General features: G+C 71.5%; 19 protein-coding genes. 12 read left to right on the forward strand and 7 right to left on the reverse strand.

Translation table 11 applies throughout. The features are described 5' to 3' along the window. The 9 genes from E6G06_19630 to E6G06_19670 all read left to right on the forward strand — a co-directional run. Positions 1–1,003: CpaF family protein (locus E6G06_19630; GenBank protein TML86771.1), on the forward strand; the 1,003-nt coding region annotated here is incomplete at its 5' end. After that, a complete protein-coding gene (locus tag E6G06_19635; protein TML86772.1) occupies positions 1,000–1,884 on the forward strand; it encodes a hypothetical protein in 885 nt (294 codons plus the stop codon). The genes E6G06_19630 and E6G06_19635, both read left to right, overlap by 4 nt. 12 nt (positions 1,885–1,896) lie before the next feature. Then, positions 1,897–2,802: a hypothetical protein gene (locus E6G06_19640; protein TML86773.1), complete on the forward strand. Its 906-nt coding sequence runs from the start codon at positions 1,897–1,899 to the stop codon at positions 2,800–2,802. A gap of 15 nt (positions 2,803–2,817) precedes the next feature. Continuing rightward, entirely contained in the window at positions 2,818–3,027 is a 210-nt protein-coding gene (locus tag E6G06_19645) for a hypothetical protein (GenBank protein TML86774.1), read from the forward strand. Then, on the forward strand, positions 2,981–3,424 hold the full coding sequence (locus E6G06_19650; GenBank protein ID TML86775.1) for a hypothetical protein: 444 nt from the start codon (positions 2,981–2,983) through the stop codon (positions 3,422–3,424). The genes E6G06_19645 and E6G06_19650 overlap by 47 nt, the downstream gene beginning before the upstream one ends. Next, positions 3,421–3,900: a hypothetical protein gene (locus tag E6G06_19655; GenBank protein ID TML86776.1), complete on the forward strand. Its 480-nt coding sequence runs from the start codon at positions 3,421–3,423 to the stop codon at positions 3,898–3,900. The genes E6G06_19650 and E6G06_19655 overlap by 4 nt, the downstream gene beginning before the upstream one ends. Next, positions 3,897–4,343 (forward strand): hypothetical protein, encoded by a 447-nt coding sequence (locus E6G06_19660; GenBank protein ID TML86777.1) that lies wholly within the window; start codon positions 3,897–3,899, stop codon positions 4,341–4,343. Before E6G06_19655 ends, E6G06_19660 begins: the two co-directional genes overlap by 4 nt. Before the next feature lie 94 nt (positions 4,344–4,437). After that, positions 4,438–5,511, forward strand: coding sequence for a hypothetical protein (locus E6G06_19665; protein TML86778.1), 1,074 nt, complete (start codon positions 4,438–4,440; stop codon positions 5,509–5,511). Then, a complete protein-coding gene (locus E6G06_19670) occupies positions 5,508–6,263 on the forward strand; it encodes a hypothetical protein (GenBank protein ID TML86779.1) in 756 nt (251 codons plus the stop codon). The genes E6G06_19665 and E6G06_19670 overlap by 4 nt, the downstream gene beginning before the upstream one ends. Before the next feature lie 17 nt (positions 6,264–6,280). On the opposite strand, the gene E6G06_19675 is transcribed toward E6G06_19670, so the two are convergent. The 4 genes from E6G06_19675 to hrcA all read right to left on the reverse strand — a co-directional run bounded on the left by E6G06_19675 (position 6,281) and on the right by hrcA (position 9,764). After that, a complete protein-coding gene (locus tag E6G06_19675) occupies positions 6,281–6,835 on the reverse strand; it encodes a transcriptional regulator (protein ID TML86780.1) in 555 nt (184 codons plus the stop codon). An 88-nt stretch (positions 6,836–6,923) separates the two neighbouring features. Next, entirely contained in the window at positions 6,924–7,625 is a 702-nt protein-coding gene (locus tag E6G06_19680) for a 16S rRNA (uracil(1498)-N(3))-methyltransferase (GenBank protein TML86781.1), read from the reverse strand. Positions 7,626–7,634: 9 nt separating this feature from the next. Beyond that, complete coding sequence (dnaJ, locus tag E6G06_19685; protein TML86782.1) at positions 7,635–8,762, reverse strand: molecular chaperone DnaJ; 1,128 nt, start codon at positions 8,760–8,762, stop codon at positions 7,635–7,637. Between the two features lie 3 nt (positions 8,763–8,765). Next, positions 8,766–9,764 carry a heat-inducible transcription repressor HrcA gene (gene hrcA / locus E6G06_19690; protein TML86783.1) on the reverse strand — a complete coding sequence of 333 codons (999 nt, stop codon included), beginning with the start codon at positions 9,762–9,764 and terminating at the stop codon, positions 8,766–8,768. Between the two features lie 183 nt (positions 9,765–9,947). Here hrcA and E6G06_19695 point away from each other — a divergent pair, with 183 nt between their 5' ends. Beyond that, positions 9,948–10,799, forward strand: a complete 852-nt coding sequence (locus E6G06_19695) for a GGDEF domain-containing protein (protein TML86784.1) — start codon at positions 9,948–9,950, stop codon at positions 10,797–10,799. Further along, positions 10,796–11,371 carry a hypothetical protein gene (locus E6G06_19700; protein ID TML86785.1) on the forward strand — a complete coding sequence of 192 codons (576 nt, stop codon included), beginning with the start codon at positions 10,796–10,798 and terminating at the stop codon, positions 11,369–11,371. The genes E6G06_19695 and E6G06_19700 overlap by 4 nt, the downstream gene beginning before the upstream one ends. Before the next feature lie 10 nt (positions 11,372–11,381). Here E6G06_19700 and lepA read toward each other — a convergent pair whose 3' ends face one another. Together lepA and E6G06_19710 are read right to left on the reverse strand one after the other, a co-directional pair. Further along, complete coding sequence (gene lepA, locus E6G06_19705) at positions 11,382–13,169, reverse strand: elongation factor 4 (protein TML86786.1); 1,788 nt, start codon at positions 13,167–13,169, stop codon at positions 11,382–11,384. A 78-nt stretch (positions 13,170–13,247) separates the two neighbouring features. Continuing rightward, positions 13,248–13,724 carry a hypothetical protein gene (locus tag E6G06_19710; protein TML86787.1) on the reverse strand — a complete coding sequence of 159 codons (477 nt, stop codon included), beginning with the start codon at positions 13,722–13,724 and terminating at the stop codon, positions 13,248–13,250. Between the two features lie 93 nt (positions 13,725–13,817). Here E6G06_19710 and E6G06_19715 point away from each other — a divergent pair, with 93 nt between their 5' ends. Further along, positions 13,818–14,081: a 30S ribosomal protein S20 gene (locus tag E6G06_19715; GenBank protein TML86788.1), complete on the forward strand. Its 264-nt coding sequence runs from the start codon at positions 13,818–13,820 to the stop codon at positions 14,079–14,081. Positions 14,082–14,120: 39 nt separating this feature from the next. On the opposite strand, the gene E6G06_19720 is transcribed toward E6G06_19715, so the two are convergent. Further along, the gene (locus tag E6G06_19720) at positions 14,121–16,673 is read right to left on the reverse strand and encodes a hypothetical protein (protein TML86789.1); all 2,553 of its coding nucleotides are present in this window, start codon (positions 16,671–16,673) and stop codon (positions 14,121–14,123) included. Between the last annotated feature and the right edge of the window lie 22 nt (positions 16,674–16,695).

Consider the following 16,695-nt stretch of genomic DNA (forward strand, 5'->3'; position numbering starts at 1 on the left):
CCAGATCTTCGTGAAACGTCATCGAGGACCGAGCGGCTACCACGACGAGGTGTTCCACGACGACGACCACGTGCTGCGCACGCTCACGAAGATCCTCGATGACGCCTCGACGTCGCACCGCAAGCTCGATCCCGCCGAGGGGTTGCAGGACGCGCAGCTCGACAACGGCGCCCGGCTCCACATCGTGCACTCCGACGTCGGTCGTGGCGGGCACGTGATCGTCAACATCCGCAAGTTCACCGGGATCCCGTTCCGCAGCCTCGACGAGCTGGTCGAACGCGACATGCTCGATCGCGGCGTCGCCGCCTTTCTGAGGGCGTGTATCCGCGCTCGGCTGTCGATCGTGTTCGCCGGGGCGCCCGGGTCGGGCAAGACGACCCTGCTGTCGTGCTGCGCGGCGGAGCTCGATCCCGCCTTGCGGGTGGTCGTGGCCGAGGAGGTGTTCGAGGCCGACGTCCCGCTGCCCAACGTGGCGTCGATGCAGACGCGGCCGGCTCGGAGCGACCGGCGCGAGGTCGACCTTCGCCGCCTCGTCGCGGGCTTCCTGCGCATGGCACCCGACATCGCCATCGTCGGCGAGGTGCGCGACCGCGAAGCCCTGCCGCTTCTCCTCACGCTCTCGTCAGGCGTGAAGGGCTTCACGACCATCCACGCGGGCTCGGCCCGGCAGGCGCTCACGCGCCTGCGCTTCATCGCTCAGCTCTCCGAAGCCGCGCGCGAGATACCGATGCCGGCGCTCAGCGCGCTCGTGAGCGAGGCCGTCGACATCGTGGTGCACTGCACGCGCGACGCTGGGTGCCCGCGCGTGAGCGAGGTGATCGCGGTCGAGGAGCTGCTCACGCCGACGGCGGGTGCCTCGTTCACGACCACCGAGCTGTTCGCGCGACCGCTCCGCACCGATCCCCTGCGCTGGACCGGCAACGTCCCCCTGCGCGCGGGTCGGGTTCTCGAGGACGCCGGCTACGACCTGCGCGCCATGCTCGACACGGCGGGAGGCAAATGACCGGGTTGCTGCTCGCCCTCGTCGGCGGCTACGGCATCTTCCTGCTCTACACCGCCCTCGTGTTGCGCTGGCGTGGGCTGGGGGTCGGCCCTCCGTCCACGAAGCGACTCCGATGGCGGCGCCCGCCGCAGGAGTGGCTCGCCCAGGCCGGCCTCGATGATGTCCGGCCCCGCGAGTTCGTCGCGGTCGTGGCCGCGCTCTTCGTCGTCGGCGCGGCAGTCACGTTCGCGTTGTGCGGCGGTGTTCTGCCCGCGCTGGCCGTCGGGTGCTTCGTCGCCAGCTTCCCGGTCGCGTCCTACCGGGCCCGAAGGGAGCGTCGCCGCGACGAGGCGCGCCAGGTTTGGCCCGCGATGATCGAAGAGATCCGGCTGCTCACGGGCTCGCTCGGACGTCCGGTGCCGCAGGCGCTCCTCGAGGTGGGCCTGCGCGGACCGGCGGAGTTGCGGCCGGCATTCGCCGGCGCTCAGCGCGAATGGCTGCTGTCCACCGACTTCGAGCGGACGGTCGCGGTGCTCAAGGCACGGCTCGCAGATGCCACGGCCGACGCCGCATGCGAGACGCTGCTCGTGGCGCACGAGGTCGGTGGCACCGAGCTCGATCGCCGGCTGGCCGCGCTGGCCGAGGACCGCACCGCCGACGTGCAGGGACGCAAGGATTCCCGCGCCCGACAGGCCGGTGTCCGCTTCGCTCGGCGCTTCACGCTGCTCGTGCCCCTCGGCATGGCCTTGGCGGGCCTGGCGATAGGGAACGGGCGCGCGGCCTACGAGACGACTGCAGGTCAGCTCGTGGCCGTGGCCGGCGTCGCGATGGTCGTGGTGTGCTGGCTGTGGGCCGGGCGGATCATGCGGCTACCCGAGGAGCAGCGGGTGTTCCATGAGTAGGCGGTGCGCGGCGTGAGGCTGGTCGTCCTCAGCGGCCTGCTGCTCTGGGCCGGGCTGGCCCTGCTGCTCTCGGAGACGCGTTGGTTCTCGCGCCCGTCGCTCGTCGAGCGCCTGCTGCCGTACACCCCGGGTGGGATGGCCCGCCGGCCACACGCGGGGGTGCTCTCGGCAGAGTCGTTCCGCGACATCGTCGCGCCGGTGGCCCGCTCGGTCGGCGAGCGCCTCGCCCGGTTGGTCGGCGTGAACGAGGAGCTCGCGGTGCGCCTCGAGCGCGTCCATTCACCATTCGACGTCACCGCCTATCGCACGCGCCAACTGGGCTGGGCGGTCGTGAGCCTGTGCGGTGCCGCCCTGCTCTCGTTGGCCGCGCGGCCGCCGCCTGCGATCGCGCTCCTCCTCCTCGTCGGTGCACCGGTGCTCGCCTTTCTCACGCTCGAGCAGCGCCTCTCGTCGGCCTCCGAGGCGTGGAAGCGGCGTTTGGCGCTCGAGCTTCCGGTCGTCACCGAGCAACTGGCGATGCTGCTCGCGGCCGGGTTCAGCCTCGGCGCCGCGCTGAACCGGGTCGGGGCTCGCGGCCGTGGCAACTGCGCACGTGATCTCGCACGCGTCTGCGGACGCATCCGTCAGGGTTTGTCCGAGGTCGACGCACTGCGCGAGTGGGCTGCGGTCGCCGACGTCGAGGCGCTCGACCGGCTGGTGCCGATACTGGCGCTCAACCGCGAGGCGAGCGATCTCGGCCGCCTCGTGTCCGACGAAGCGCGCTCCATTCGACGCGACCTGCAGCGCACGTTGATCGAGACCGTCGAACGACGGGCCCAGCAGGTGTGGATACCGGTCACCGTGGCCGCGCTCGTCCCGGGCGTGCTCTTCATGGCCGTGCCGTTCATCGAGGCGCTTCGCGTCTTCTCTGCCCAGTGATCGAAAGGAGCTTCCGTGCGCGAACTACCACTGGCCCTCTACGCGAGGGTCAAGAACCTGCCGGTCGGCATCGTCAAGGACGAGTCGGGTGAGGGGGTGATCTCGGCCGCCATCGCGGTGCTGATCATGGCGTTCCTCGGTGCGGCCATGTGGGTGGCGTTCCAGGCCATCTTCAACGATGCGTCCGACAAGACCGCCAACCAAGTCGATCAGATCGGTCGCTGAGGAGCGGGGCGCCGGTCTGGTCTCGACGACCACCGGCGTCACCGTCTTCCTCGTCCTCCTGCTGTTCGCCGTCCAGGTTCTCTACAACCTCTACGCGACGTCGGTGGTGACGGCTGCCGCCTACGACGCGGCGCGCGTCGTGGCCGGCGCCGCCGCGCGCGGTGATCCCGTGGAGGCCGAGCAGCAGGCCAAAGCGCGCTTTCGACAGCTGCTCGGCCGGTACGGCACCGATCGGGTCGAAACACTCGACTTCAGCGAGTCAACCGACGATGTCGTGGTGCTGCACGTGCGGTCGCGCAACCCCAACCTGCTGCTCGGCCGGGTCGGTCGCGCCGCCTTCGGCGTGATCGACCGGCGGGTGCGGGTGCGCGTCGAGCGGTTTCAGGAATCGTCGTGACCGCTGGGCACGACGAGTCGGGACAGGGCGGGTTCGAAGCGCTTCCCCTCGGCCTGCTCGTGTTCGTCGTGGGAGCGCTGCTGATCGCAAATGCCTGGGCAGCCGTCGACGCCAAGCTTGCGGTGTCGTCGGCAGCTCGCGAAGCCACGAGGACCTATGTCGAAGCTCCGGCCGCGCTCACTGCGGACGAGGCGTTCGCGGCCGCACGGTCCGCGGCCGAGGCCGCGTTTGCGGCCCAACGCAGCTCGGCTCGTCGTCCCGACATCCGCCTGGTCGCGGGCAATGGCGCCGCGAGCCACCGATGCACGCGCGTCACGGCCGAGGCGACGTACCGCCTACCTGCGCTGACCGTGCCATGGGTCGGCGGCTTGGGTCACGGCTTCACCGTGCGCGCCCGACACTCCGAGATCGTCGACCCGTTCCGCAGCGGTCTCTCCGGTACCGCGACTTGCGACGTTGGAGGAAACGAGCCGTGACGCGTCCGGCGCGCGAGCGCGGGAGTGCCCTGCTGCTCTTCCCGGCTGCGGTCCTCGTGATGATCGTGCTCGGCGCCATCGCGGTCGACTTCTCGATCGCGTTCCTCGGCGAGCGCGAGCTGGCGGGTGCCACCGCGGCTGCGGCCAACGACGCGGCCGCTCGGGCCGTGAGCAATCGCGCCTTCTACCGCGAGGGCGTGGTCATCCTCGATGCGGCCACCGCCGACGAGCTCGCCACCGACGAGGTGCGATCGGCGCTCGACCTGCAGCGCTACCACGACGTGCGCGTCAGCGTCGTCGTTTCGCCAAGCGACGACCGCGTGACCGTCACCGCGTCCGCCGAGGTCGACTACCTCTTCGCCCGGGCTCTGCCCGGCGGCCCCGGGCGGGTGCGGGTCGCCGCCACCTCGAGCGCGGCCCTACGAGAACATGAAACTGCTTGAGATATACTGAAATATCTTCTACGCTTCGCCGGCGTGCCGCCGAGCCCGCCCGAAGGAGTGTTCGTCAAGGCAGGCCCCGTCGAGCGTCTGACCCGTGAGGCGGACCTGCTCCGACGGGCCGGTCACCCCGGGGTCGTCGAGCCTGGTCGAGCTCCGCGGGCAACCCGCACCCGCGCTCCTCACGCGACTCGTCGACGGACCTTCACTCGCCGAGGCTCCGGCAGCGCCGGTCGACGACGTCGCCGGCCTCGTCGCCGCGCTGGCCACCACGGTCGCGGACCTCCATCGCCTCGGCCTGGTGCACGGCTCGATCGCGCCCGAACACGTCATCGTCGCGCCCGGCGGCCGTCCCGTGCTGTGCGGGCTGGCCGACGGCGCCGACGCGGACGACCCGATCGACCGCGCTCGCGACGTCAGCGCGCTCGGAGAGCTCCTGCGCTGGCTGCTCGCGCGCGCGACACGGCCGCACACAGCCGTGCGCCGCCGGACCGCAGGTGCGATCGCACCCCTTCTGTCGATCGCGCTCAGGGCGACCAATCCCGACCCGAGGCTGCGACCTTCCGCCAGTGAGATGGCGACCGACATTCGGGCCGCCGCCCCCCACGCCACGCTGCCCGGGCAAGCGGTGACACGTGAGCCCGAGCCCCGCCGGTGGTTCCGGGCACCGGTGAGAGCTGCGGTGGCGGTCCTCGCCGTCTCGGTCACGCTGGTTGGCGTCATGTGGGTCGGTGGCACTCCGTCGCTTGGCCCATCAAGACGACCGCCGGCGCCGCGACCGGCGCCGCGTCCGACACCGGTCGCGCCGACGTGTGCCGCCGTGGGTGGAGCGTTACACGCCGACGTCGACGGCGACGGCTGCGATGAGCGGGTGCGCTTCGCCGGTGGCGTTCTGGAGGCTGGTCCCTTGCGTTGGGCGATCAACGGCCGAACGGACGACGTCGCGACCGGCGACTGGGACTGCGACGGCCGGGCCACGCTCGCCTTCCTCGATCGGGGAACGGGAGGTGTCTACCGCTTCGAGGCGTGGTCGAACGAGAACGTCATCACCGTGCCGCTGATCGCGCAGGTCGCGGGCGCCACCGGGCTGCGAGTGACCCACCGGGCCCGGCCCGCCTGCGACGTGCTCACCGTCGAGCGCACCGGCGGCCCCCCGACGGTGCTGGGATGAGCGGCGCCCGCCCACGGCTCAGCCTCACCGTTTCGACGCTCGCCGTGACGGTGGCGCTCGGCGCGCTTCTGCTGAGCGGGCAGAGCGCCATCGAGTTGCCGCGGCTGACCGCGCCGGCCGACTGGCAACGATGGCTGACCGCGCGCGAGCCGGCCGACGCGTTCGTCGCGCTCGTGCGCCTCGGGGCGTTGCTGTCGTGCTGGTACGTGCTGGCCGCCACAGCCGCAGGTGTCGTCGCCCGCGCGGTCGGTGCCCGCCCGCTCATCCGGCTCGCCGATGCGGTCTCGCCGCGATCGCTGCGCGCGATCGTGCGCTGGGCTCTCGGCGCAGGGCTCGCCACGTCGACGGCGCTGACCGCGTCGCCCACGCTCGCCGCCCGGGCTCCCTCCCCTGTCATCACCATGACCCGTCTCCCCGACCCCGCCCACCCGGGGACGGCTCCCACAGCCGTTCCGGCCGGCACAGCAGTTCCGGTCGGCACAGCAGTTCCGGCCGGCACAGCCGCCGCGCCGGTCGCGCCGCCTCCATCCCCCGTCGTAACGACGTGGGAGGTGCGCCCGGGTCAGAGCCTCTGGAAGATCGCGCGCGACGTCGAGTCGCTGCGGCGGGGCAGGGCCGCAACCGACGGCGAGGTCTGCGCCTACTGGCGGTCGCTGATCGAGGTGAACCGCGACCTGCTCGCCGACCCGCGGAACCCGCATCTCGTCTTCACGGGCCAGCTGTTCCGCCTCCCGCCTCTGTCCCCTCCGTGAAAGTCGCGCTCAGCGCGTCAGATGGGGAGACGCAGGCCCAGGGAGTCGAGGCGATGGACGATGCCGTCGGTGTCGGTGCCGAAGAGGCAGGCGATGGCGCGCAGGTCGTCGCCGCGGATGGTGAGCATCCGGCCGTTGAAGTCCTGGCGCTGCACCTGGATCATCTTGAGGTAGCGCTGCAACATGTCGGCCTCGGGCTCGGTGAGCCGCTCGAAGGCCGTGAGGTCGATGGTGACCTTGTCCGCGCTTTCGCCCCATACCGACCGCCGCCCGTAGTCGGCGTCGCCCTCGACCGCGTCGGTCGCGCCGGTGAGGTCGATGTCGATGTCGCGCGGCAGGAGCTGATCGACCGGCACGTTGTAGTACCGGGCCAGGCGCTGCAGGCGGGGCACGGAGATCGAGCGCTCACCGCGCTCGTACGCGCCGAGCACCGAGGCCTTGAACTCCTGCGTGGAGGCAGCTTCGACCTCCTGCAGCGACAAGCCCTTCTGCTTGCGGATCGCGCGCAGCCGCTCGCCCACACGGCGTGCATATGCGCTGGCCGCCTTTTCGTCGACCGGTTCGTCGATCAACCCAGCCCCCCTGACTCCCTGGTGCAGCGTAGTACCCACGCTGGGAGGTCGGCAATGCCACAAATACCCATAAATTCGGCCAAGTTCCTCACGCTGAGTGCAAATCGGCGGTCGCGACCAGTCCGGCGCGCAACCCGGCGAGGAGCACCGCCCCCGCGACCGCGGCGGTCTCGGCCCGCAATACAGTGGGACCGAGCGCGACGCGGGCCGACGCGAGCGCCAGCTCCTCGTCGGTCCATCCGCCCTCCGGGCCCACGAGCAGACAGGTGCGCGCCAGGTCGGGAGGCCTCCCGCCGGGCGCGGCGAGCGCGGCGCCGCGGCGGGTGACCACGTCGGCGAACGCGGCGACGTCCTCGACGACGGGCAGGAACGCGCGCCGGCTCTGCATGGCCGCCTCGCGGGCGACGCGGCGGAGCCGCTCGGTGTGGCGCCCGGCCTTCGCCTCGTCCCAACGCACGATCGACCGGTCGCTCACGAACGGCACGATGCGGTCGACGCCCACCTCGGTGAGCTTCTGCACGGTCCACTCCGGGCGCTCGCCCTTGGTGAGCGCGAAGGCGAGGGTGATCGCCGGAGCGGGCGGGGGTTCGACCTCGACGTCGCCGTCGACCTCCACCACGGGACCGAAGCGACAGCGCCGCCAGCGTCCCGCCCCGTCGGCCACCGTGAGCTCGTCACCCGGACGCAGCCGCAGCACCCGCTCGAGGTGATGGCGGTCGTCAGGACCGAGCTCGGGCGACTCGACGTCGGCCACGAACGCATGGGCGCGGGCGCGGCCGGCAAGCGCCATCGCACCCCGCTACTTGAAGGCGGAGCGGAATCGCGAGAGGAAGCCCTTCTCGGGCGGGGCGACCTCCTCGCCCCGCTCGGCAGCGAGACGCCGCATGAGCTCTTCCTGCTCGGGACTCATGTCGGTCGGCGTGTCGACGACGACCTGCACCAGCAGCTCGCCGCGACCGCGGGCGTTGACGTGGGGCACGCCGCGGCCGCGCAGTCGGAACACGCGGCCCGACTGCGTGCCTGCCGGGATGACGAGGTCCTCGGTGCCGTCGAGCGTCTCGTAGGCGACGTGGACGCCGAGCACGGCCTGGGTCATCGGCACGTGCAGCACGTGCACCAGGTCGTAACCCTGGCGCTGGATTCGTTCGTGCGGGCGCACCCGGAGGTGAACGTAGAGATAGCCTGGCGCACCGCCACGCGGGTCCGCCGCGCCTCGGCTCGTGAGGCGCAAGGTGTTGCCGTCGTCGACGCCCGCCGGCACCTCGACCGTGTACGTGCGCGGCTCCGTGCGCCGGCCCTCGCCGCGGCAGTCGGGGCACGGGCTGGTGATCTCCCGGCCCAACCCGCCGCACCGCGGACAGGGCGAGGCGGTGACCATCTGGCCGAGGATCGACTGGCGCACGCGGCGCACCTCGCCCGTCCCGGCGCAGTTCGAGCAGGTGACGGGTGTCGTGCCCGGGCGCGCCCCGCTGCCCTCGCACGTGGCGCACGCGACCGGGGCGCGCAGGGAGACCTCTCGCTGCGCGCCGAAGACGGCCTCCTCGAACTCGACGGTGAGCGTCACCTCGAGGTCGTTGCCGCGGGGCGGCCCGGCGGGGCCGCGCGGGCCGCCGCCGCCCGCGCCGAAGATGGTGTCGAACAGGTCGCCGAGGTTGGCGCCGAAGCCCGCGCCGGCGAAGGGGTCTCCCGCCCCCGCGCCTGCGCCGCGCGCCGGCTCGGGGCCGAACATGTCGTAGCGCCGCCGCCGCTCCGGGTCGCGCAACGTCTCGTACGCGACCGTCACCTCCTTGAAGCGCTCCTCCGCCGCGGGATCACCGCCGCTCGTGTCGGGGTGCAGCTCGCGGGCGAGCTTGCGGTAGGCGCGCTTGATCTCGTCCTCGGTGGCGTTGGGCGCGACGTGCAGCAGCTCGTAGTAGTCGGTGGCCACGGCTTACGACTCGCTGAGGCGGCGACCGAGGCGCTGGCTCACGACCGCCACCGCCGCCATCGCCTCGGGGTAGTGCATGCGGGTGGGGCCGAGCACGCCGATGGAGCCCGCGGCCTCGCCTTCGACCTCGTAGGGCGCGACCACGATGGCGCACTCGGCCAGCGACTCCACGCCCAGCTCGGTGCCGATCGAGACGCTCATGCCACGATCGAGCACCTCCTGCAGGAGACCGACGACCACGTACTGTTGCTCGAGGATGCCGAGCACCCGGCGCACCGTGTCGACGGCGTCGAACGCGGCGACCATGCGCGACGCGCCGCCCACGAAGACGTGGTCGGCCTCGGCGTCGGGCTCGAACGACTGACACGCCCGGCGCACGAGGTCGTCGGTGGCGGGATCTCCGGTGTGGGCGACGTCGTCGAGGAACCCCGCGAGCGTGCGTCCACACAGCTGGGAGGCGAGATGGGCGCCGGCTGCGGCGACACGCTCGTCGCCGACGTCGTGCGGCAGCTCGAGCGTTCGCTTCTCGACCGAGCCGTTGGACAGCACGGCGACACCGAGCACGACCCGCGGCGTGAGCCCGACGAGCTGCACCGAGCGCACCACCGCCCCTTCGAGCGCGGGCGCCACGATGACTGCGGCGTAGTCGGTGAGGTTGGAGAGCAGGCGGCTGGTGTCGTGCAGCATCTGCTCGATCTCGCCGTGGGCCCGGGCGAAGAACTCGCGCACCTGCTGGCGCTGGACGGGCGGCAGCGCCCCCGGGGTCGTGAGCTGGTCGACGAAGAAGCGGTAGCCCTTGTCGGTGGGCACGCGCCCCGCGCTGGTGTGGGGTTGGGTCAGATAGCCGTCGCGTTCGAGCAACGCCATCTCGTTGCGCACGGTGGCGGGCGAAACCCCCAGACCGCCGCGAGAGACATGGGCGGACCCGACCGGCTGGGCCGTCTCGATGTACTCCCGCACGACGGCCCGCAGAATGGCGGCCTTTCGATCGTCGAGCGACATTGGCGTAGCACCCGATGATACCGAGTGCCAGCGCCTCCACCCGGGGCCTCATCCCTCCCACCAGCCGGAGTGGTCTGGTGGCCACGCTGGGTAGGCCCCATACTGACGTCAGAGTTGGTGCTGGCGTCGCGTCGTCCGGAGGGGCACGCCCGGCGTCAGAGGGGGACGGCGAGGGTGGACGAGGTGGGGAGTGAGGCGCACGAGCCCGACCCGGCGCGCCCTTCCGGCCGGCGCCGGCCCCGCGCCGAGCTGCTCGCCGACCTGGCCGCCGACCTCCAGGCCGCCGAGTCGGGGTTGGAGTTCGTGTACCGCTGCCTCGACCGCGTGGTGGCCGAGGCCCAGCTGCACGACGCGGTGATCGTGATCGACCGCCCGCCGCTCGGGCGCCAGGCGTTCCGCGCCGGGCGCAGGCCCCTCGACGGGGGGTGGGCCGAGGAGGTGGCCCTGGGTGGCCCCGTGGGGTTGCACACCGAACCGCCGCTCGACGCCGGGAGGCGGCTCGACGCGGCGACCGATCTCGTCGCGGTCGCGCTCCGACTCGACAACCTGCGCTACGACTCGCTCCACGATCCCCTCACCAAGCTGTACAACCGGCGCAGCTTCGACGACCAGCTCGTGCAGGCGGTCAGTCGCGCCCGTCGTTACGACGACCCCTTCACCCTCGTGACGATCGACCTCGACCTGTTCAAGATCGTCAACGACAGCTACGGGCATGCCGGCGGTGACGACGTCCTCCGCGCCATCGGTGCCGCGATGCGCCACGCGATCCGGCAGAGCGACGTGGCGGCGCGCACGGGGGGCGACGAGTTCGCGCTGATCCTGCCCGGCGGCGACGCGGGCGTCGTGGCTCCGCTGATCGAACGGCTGCGCGACGGCGTACGAGCCCTCGATCGCGACCTGCCGGTCGACTTCTCCGTGGGCGTCGCGTCCTGTCCGGGCGACGCCGACACCGTCGAGACGCTCACCGCGCTCGCCGACACGCGCCTCTACGAGGACAAGGCGAGGCGCCGCGCCGAGCGGGCCGAGCGCGGATGAGCAGCGCCCACGACGCGCTCGAGCTGGAGCTCCGCCTGATCCCAGGCGTGCGGATCGTGGGCTTCGGCGAACGCAACGGCGTCTTCCTGGTGCAGGTGGGCGTCGCCGCGGACGTGGACGAGTACGAGCTGCGGCACCGCGCCACGGCGGTGGCCGCCGCCCATCTCGACGAGCCCCACGTGGTCGAGGTGGTGGGCGAGGGGGGCAGGGAGGGCGAGCGGGTGCGCGTGCTCGCAGTCATCGTGCTGCCCGACCTCGAGGTCGAGGTGCACCTGGCGAAGGGCGGCCTGCGCACGATCGGCCGTCGGCGCAGCGGCGACGAGGTCAGCGCGGCGGTGGGCAGTGTGCTCGAGGCGCTCGTTGCCCTCGGCCTCGACGTGCCGTTCACGCCCGGCTGGTCGGGGCCGCTGCCGGACCCGTCGGGTCAGGCGATCGCGGTGTCGCTGGAGGCGACGAGTGACGCCAGCGTCCGCTGGGGCGTCGCCGTGGGCCCGTCACCCGCGGAGGCCGCGGTGCGCGCAACGCTCGACGCGCTCAACCGCCACCTCGCCGCGAACCGGCCGCCGGCCTGAGCGGGATCCGTCATTCCTCGAGGCGGAGGGCGGAGACGAACGCCTCCTGGGGCACCTCGACGCGGCCGATGTTCTTCATGCGCCGCTTCCCCTCCTTCTGCTTTTCGAGCAGCTTGCGCTTGCGGGTGATGTCGCCGCCGTAGCACTTCGCCAGCACGTCCTTGCGCTTGGCCTTCACCGTCTCGCGCGCCACGATGCGCCCGCCGATGGCGGCCTGGATGGGCACGTCGAACAGCTGGCGGGGGATCAGCTCGCGCAGCTTCGCGGTCATCTTGCGGCCGTACTCCGCGCCTCGGTCGCGATGGACGATCGCGCTGAACGCGTCGACGGGCACACCGTTGAGCAGCACGTCGACCTTCACCAGGTCGGAGCGCGCGTAGTCCGTCGGCTCGTAGTCGAGCGACGCGTACCCCTTCGTGCGGCTCTTGAGCTGGTCGAAGAAGTCGACCACCACCTCGGCCAGCGGGATGCGGTACACGAGCTCGACCCGCTCCTCCGAGAGGTACTCCATCTTCTGCATGTCGCCCCGCCGGCCCTGGCACAGGTCCATGACGGTGCCGGTGTACTCACGGGGCAACAGCACGGTCGCGGTGAAGAACGGCTCCTCGATGAACTCGACCTTCTGGGGCTCGGGCATGGCGGAGGGGTTGTCGACCTCGACCACGCCGCCGTTGGTGAGGTGGGCGAGGTACTCCACGCTCGGCGCGGACGCGATGAGGCTGAGGTCGAACTCGCGCTCGAGCCGCTCGCGCACGATGTCCATGTGCAGGAGCCCGAGGAAGCCGCAGCGGAAGCCGAACCCGAGCGCGCTCGAGGTCTCCGGCTCGAAGGTGAACGACGCGTCGTTGAGCCTCAACTTCACGAGCGCTTCGCGCAGGTCGGCGAAGTCGTCACCCTCCACCGGGTAGAGGCCGCAGAACACCATCGGCTTCGGGTCGCGGTAGCCCTCGAGCGGATGGGACGCGGGGCGCGCGGCTTCGGTGACCGTCTCTCCAGAACGCGCCTCGCCGACGTCCTTGATGCCGGCGATGACGTAGCCCACCTCACCCGGGCCCAGCGCGGCGACAGGCGTCACCGCGGGCAGGCGCACCCCCACCTCTTCCGCGTCGTGGGTGGACCCGGCCTGCATGAAGCGCAACCGGGCACCGCTCGACAAGGTGCCCTCCATGACGCGCACCGCGCTCACCACGCCGCGGTACTGGTCGTAGTACGAGTCGAACAGCAGCGCCTGTAAGGACGCATCGGCATCGCCGATGGGCGCGGGGATGCGCTCGACGACCGCGTCGAGCAGCTCGGGCACGCCCTCCCCCGTCTTCGCGCTCAGGCGGAGGATCGTGTCTGCATCGATGCCGAGCACGTGCTCGATCTCACGCGCCACCCGGTCGGGGTCGGCCGCGGGCAGGTCGATCTTGTTGAGCACGGGGACGATCTCGAGGTCGTGCTCGATGGCGAGGTAGCAGTTGGCGAGCGTCTGCGCCTCGATCCCCTGCGACGCGTCGACGAGCAGGATCACGCCTTCGCACGCTGCCAGGCTGCGCGACACCTCGTAGGCGAAATCGACGTGCCCGGGCGTGTCGATCAGATGGATGGTGTGGCCCTTCCACGTGACGCGCACGTTCTGGGCCTTGATGGTGATGCCGCGCTCGCGCTCGATGTCCATCGAATCGAGGTACTGCTCGCGCATGTCGCGTGCGTCGACCGCCCCGGTGAGCTCGAGGACCCGGTCGGAGAGCGTCGACTTGCCGTGATCGATGTGCGCGATCACGGCCAGGTTGCGTATGCGGTCGAGTGGGGTCATGGTCACAACCCACCGATCTTCCCGCGCAAAGCGCCCCTGGCGGTGCACTTTGCGCGGGAAGACCGCGATCGGGGCGTCTCAGAGGGTCGGATCGTCGCCCCGCAGCGGGAAGCGTCGCAGCTGACGGGCCAGATCCGCGGCCGCATCGCGCACCGCGGCGCGCGGGACGTCGAGGTCGACGCACAACGTGTCCCTGCCCGAAGCCGGGCCCGGGAGCCAGGGTGGACGCGTCTCCAGCTCGAAACAGGCGTGCACCCGGGCGCGGGAGAAGTCGGATGCGAGCCCGTTGACCGACACGCGGACGTTGGGCTCGTTGAACGCCTGGCGCACCGCGCTCGCGTCGCCGGCCGCCAGGAGCGCCAGCCATCGGCACAGACGCGCCGCCTCCCAGGTGGTCAGAGAGGGGTCGACCGCCTCCCACGTGCCCTGGGCGGAGACGACGCGCAAGGCGACGAGCAGGCTGTTGCTGTCCCAGGGATCGGCCTCGACGTGGGGGAACTGGTAGCCCACGATGTCGAGCTGGAGCTCGGAGCCGTCGCGCCCGCGCAGCAACATGGGCGCCATTCTCGTCGCGGAGCGGCCTCCTGGGCGGCTCCGCTCTCGGGCCCGGCCTCCCGGGCCGGGCGCTGCTATCGTCTGTCCCTTCTCATGGCGAACATCAAGAGTCAGATCAAGCGCAACAAGCAGAACGAGCGGCGCCGGGTGCGCAACAAGGCGGCGAAGTCCGAGATCAAGACGCGCGTGAAGGTTGCGGTGCGCGCCGCCGAGGAAGGCGCCGAGCATGCACCCGAAGCCCTACGCGTGGCCATGAAGCGCATCGACAAGGCCGCGGCCAAGGGCATCATCCACAAGAACCAGGCGTCCAACCGCAAGTCGCGCCTGATGAAGCGCCTGGCCAGGGTTTCGAGCTAGCACCGCGTTCGAGCGAGCGCCCTTCGGTCCAGGCTCGCGTCAGTCCTCGGCGAGGATCGTGCCGGTTCCTGTGCCGCGGGTGATCGCCGGACCGCTCGACCCCGACAGCGTGACGCTGAACGACTCGCCCCCCTCGGCGACGACGTCGCCGAACACCTTGACGAAGACCGTGGCCGACGTCAGCCCCGCGGGGATGCTCACCGTGCCGCTGCGCGTCTCGTAGTCGCTGCCCGCTGCGGCGCTGCCGGGCGCGGTGGCGAACGCGGCGGTCACCGGCGCCGGCTGCGCGGAGGAAAGTCGCACCGGGAACACTGCGAGCGAGGCTCCGGCGTCGCCCTCGAGCACGCGGACATCACCGATCGACAGCGAGACCGCGGCCCCTGGGTCGTCGTCGACCACGGTGGCCTGGCCCAGGGCGCGCGTGAGCACCGCACCGCCCACCGGCCACGCCAGGCGCACCTTGAAGCTCTCGTTCGCCTCATCTGCCGTGTCTCCGTTGACGGAGACCTTGATCCGGGCCTCGGTGGCACCCGCGGGGATGGTGAGCTGGCCCGACTGGCCGACGAAATCGCCCGAGGCGGCGGTGGCCGTACCGTCGTTGGTGACGTAGACCACGCGCACGTCGTTCGCCATCGGGCGCGCCAGGCGCACGGTGAACACCGCCAACCCCGTCCCGCCGTCGCCCTCCACCAGAGTGGTGTCGCCGATGCCGAGTGGCGTCGCCGGGTCCTCGACGACACCGACCCCGGTGTCGTGGGTGAAGAACAGACGGCGCCCGTCTCGGTCGGCGAAGATGCCCGAGGGGTTCAGCTCGGTCGACGAGGCCGAGCTCGGCGCGAACGTGAGCGGCACCGGCGCGTCTCCGCCCGCGACGGGCGACACGGACCCCGTGGTGGTCGAGACCCGGCGGATCGCGCCCGGACACACCGAACACGTCGAGATGGTCACGTAGACGTCGGCGCCCCCGAAGGTGATGCCCATCAGGAGGTCGGAGGTGGGAAACGCCGCGGTCAGCGTCGTGACCTGCGCGGTGGCGATCACGACCTTCCGCACCCGGTAGTTCGCCTGGTCGGCCACCCAGAGGTTCGTTCCGTCAGTGGTGAGATCGAGCGGGCCGAGGAACCGGGCGGAGGGGCCCGTTGCGTCGACGTACCCACAGGCAGAGGTCGAGCCGGCCAGCACGCTCAGCGCGGCGGTGGTCGGGTCGAGGCGGTGGATCGCGCAGTCGGTCCCGGTGAAATACAGGGAGCTTCCGTCGGTCGCGATCGCGTCGACGTGGTAGCCACCGCCACCCACGGTCGCGAACGTCGTGACCGCACCCGTGACCCGGTCGACGCGGCGCACCGTGTTCGCGGACCCGACGAAGAGGTACGGGCCGTAGAGGGCGATGCCGCCGCCGTCGAGCCCGGTGGCCAGGGTGGACGTCTCGCCGGTGTCGATCGACACTCGTCGGATGGCGGAGTTGCCTCGGTCGGCGACGAAGAGGTTGCCGCCGTCGCTCGCCATCTTGTTCGGGTGTGTGAAACGGGCCGCGGCGGCCGCGCCGTTGGTCGATCCGAACTCGCCGAACTCGCCGACCTTGGCCGTAGCGCCCGTGGCGATCACCGTGCGATACAGGCCCGGCGGCCAGTTCAGGTAGCCCGAGACGTACAGCTCGACACCGTCGGTGCTAACGCCGGTGCTGTCGTTGGACACGGGGTGGGATACCTGCGCGGTCTGGAGCGAGACGAGGTCGACGCTCCTCAATTCCGTGAACTGCTCGCCATCGGAGTCGGAACAGTCGAGGGCGGTGTACGCCTTGCCGCCCGTGACGGCCAGGCCGGTGATCACGGTCGAGGAAAAGCAGGCCACCGTGACGAGAGTGGTGACGGCATTCGTAGCCGGCACCAGCTTGCGGACGCGGTCGCCGTCGGCGATCCAGACGGTTCCACTGTCGTACGCGATGCCGGTGAGCGCGCTGAAGCGCGCCGCCGCTCCGGTGCCGTCGGCTGTGCCCGGCGAGCCCGCGGTGCCGGCCACCGTCGTCACCGCGCCGCTCGCGAGGGTCAGGCGACGGATGGTGTGGTTCCCGCGATCGGTGATCCAGAGGTCGCCGCCGCCGATTGCGATGCCGTACGGCTGGTTGAAGCGGGCCGCCGCGCCGGTGCCGTCCGCGTTGCCCACGTGCCCCGCACTGCCGGCGACGGTTGTGACCGCACCGGTGGCGATGACGATCTTGCGGATGGTGTGGTTCCCGGAGTCGGTGACGTAGAGGTTGGTGCCGTCGCCGGCGATGCCCTTCAGGCCGTTGAAGCGGGCGTTGGTAGCAGGACCGTCTGTCGACCCGGGGGTGGTGCGCTCGCCTGCGAAGATCGAGAACGTCGGCGGCGTGAGGCCGACGCGGTCGATCGCGTTGCGGTCGGGCACGAAGAGACGGTCACCCACCCGCACGACCGCATTGGGCTCGTCGTAGGGATTGGGAATCGAGCCTGCGAGCTGCCGGGCGACGGCGACGGGCCCGGTGGCCCCGGCCGGCGTGGGCCCGATCGTCGGAGCGAAGATCACCAGCGCGCCGAGCGCCCCGCAAACGATGCGATTCCTCAGCCGGCTCACGTCCGTCCTCCGTTCGCCTGGG

The sequence above is a fragment of the Actinomycetota bacterium genome, from assembly GCA_005888325.1.
Classification (GTDB): domain Bacteria; phylum Actinomycetota; class Acidimicrobiia; order Acidimicrobiales; family AC-14; genus AC-14.

What these genes read in the sequence shown, in the direction of transcription:
- E6G06_19635 (TML86772.1), top strand. Translation starts at nt 1,000, where the DNA reads ATGACCGGGTTGCTGCTCGCCCTCGTCGGCGGCTACGGCATCTTCCTG.
- E6G06_19650 (TML86775.1), top strand. Translation starts at nt 2,981, where the DNA reads ATGCGTCCGACAAGACCGCCAACCAAGTCGATCAGATCGGTCGCTGAG.
- E6G06_19670 (TML86779.1), top strand. Translation starts at nt 5,508, where the DNA reads ATGAGCGGCGCCCGCCCACGGCTCAGCCTCACCGTTTCGACGCTCGCC.
- E6G06_19680 (TML86781.1), bottom strand. Translation starts at nt 7,625, where the DNA reads ATGGCGCTTGCCGGCCGCGCCCGCGCCCATGCGTTCGTGGCCGACGTC.
- hrcA (TML86783.1), bottom strand. Translation starts at nt 9,764, where the DNA reads ATGTCGCTCGACGATCGAAAGGCCGCCATTCTGCGGGCCGTCGTGCGG.
- E6G06_19700 (TML86785.1), top strand. Translation starts at nt 10,796, where the DNA reads ATGAGCAGCGCCCACGACGCGCTCGAGCTGGAGCTCCGCCTGATCCCA.
- lepA (TML86786.1), bottom strand. Translation starts at nt 13,169, where the DNA reads ATGACCCCACTCGACCGCATACGCAACCTGGCCGTGATCGCGCACATC.
- E6G06_19710 (TML86787.1), bottom strand. Translation starts at nt 13,724, where the DNA reads ATGTTGCTGCGCGGGCGCGACGGCTCCGAGCTCCAGCTCGACATCGTG.
- E6G06_19715 (TML86788.1), top strand. Translation starts at nt 13,818, where the DNA reads ATGGCGAACATCAAGAGTCAGATCAAGCGCAACAAGCAGAACGAGCGG.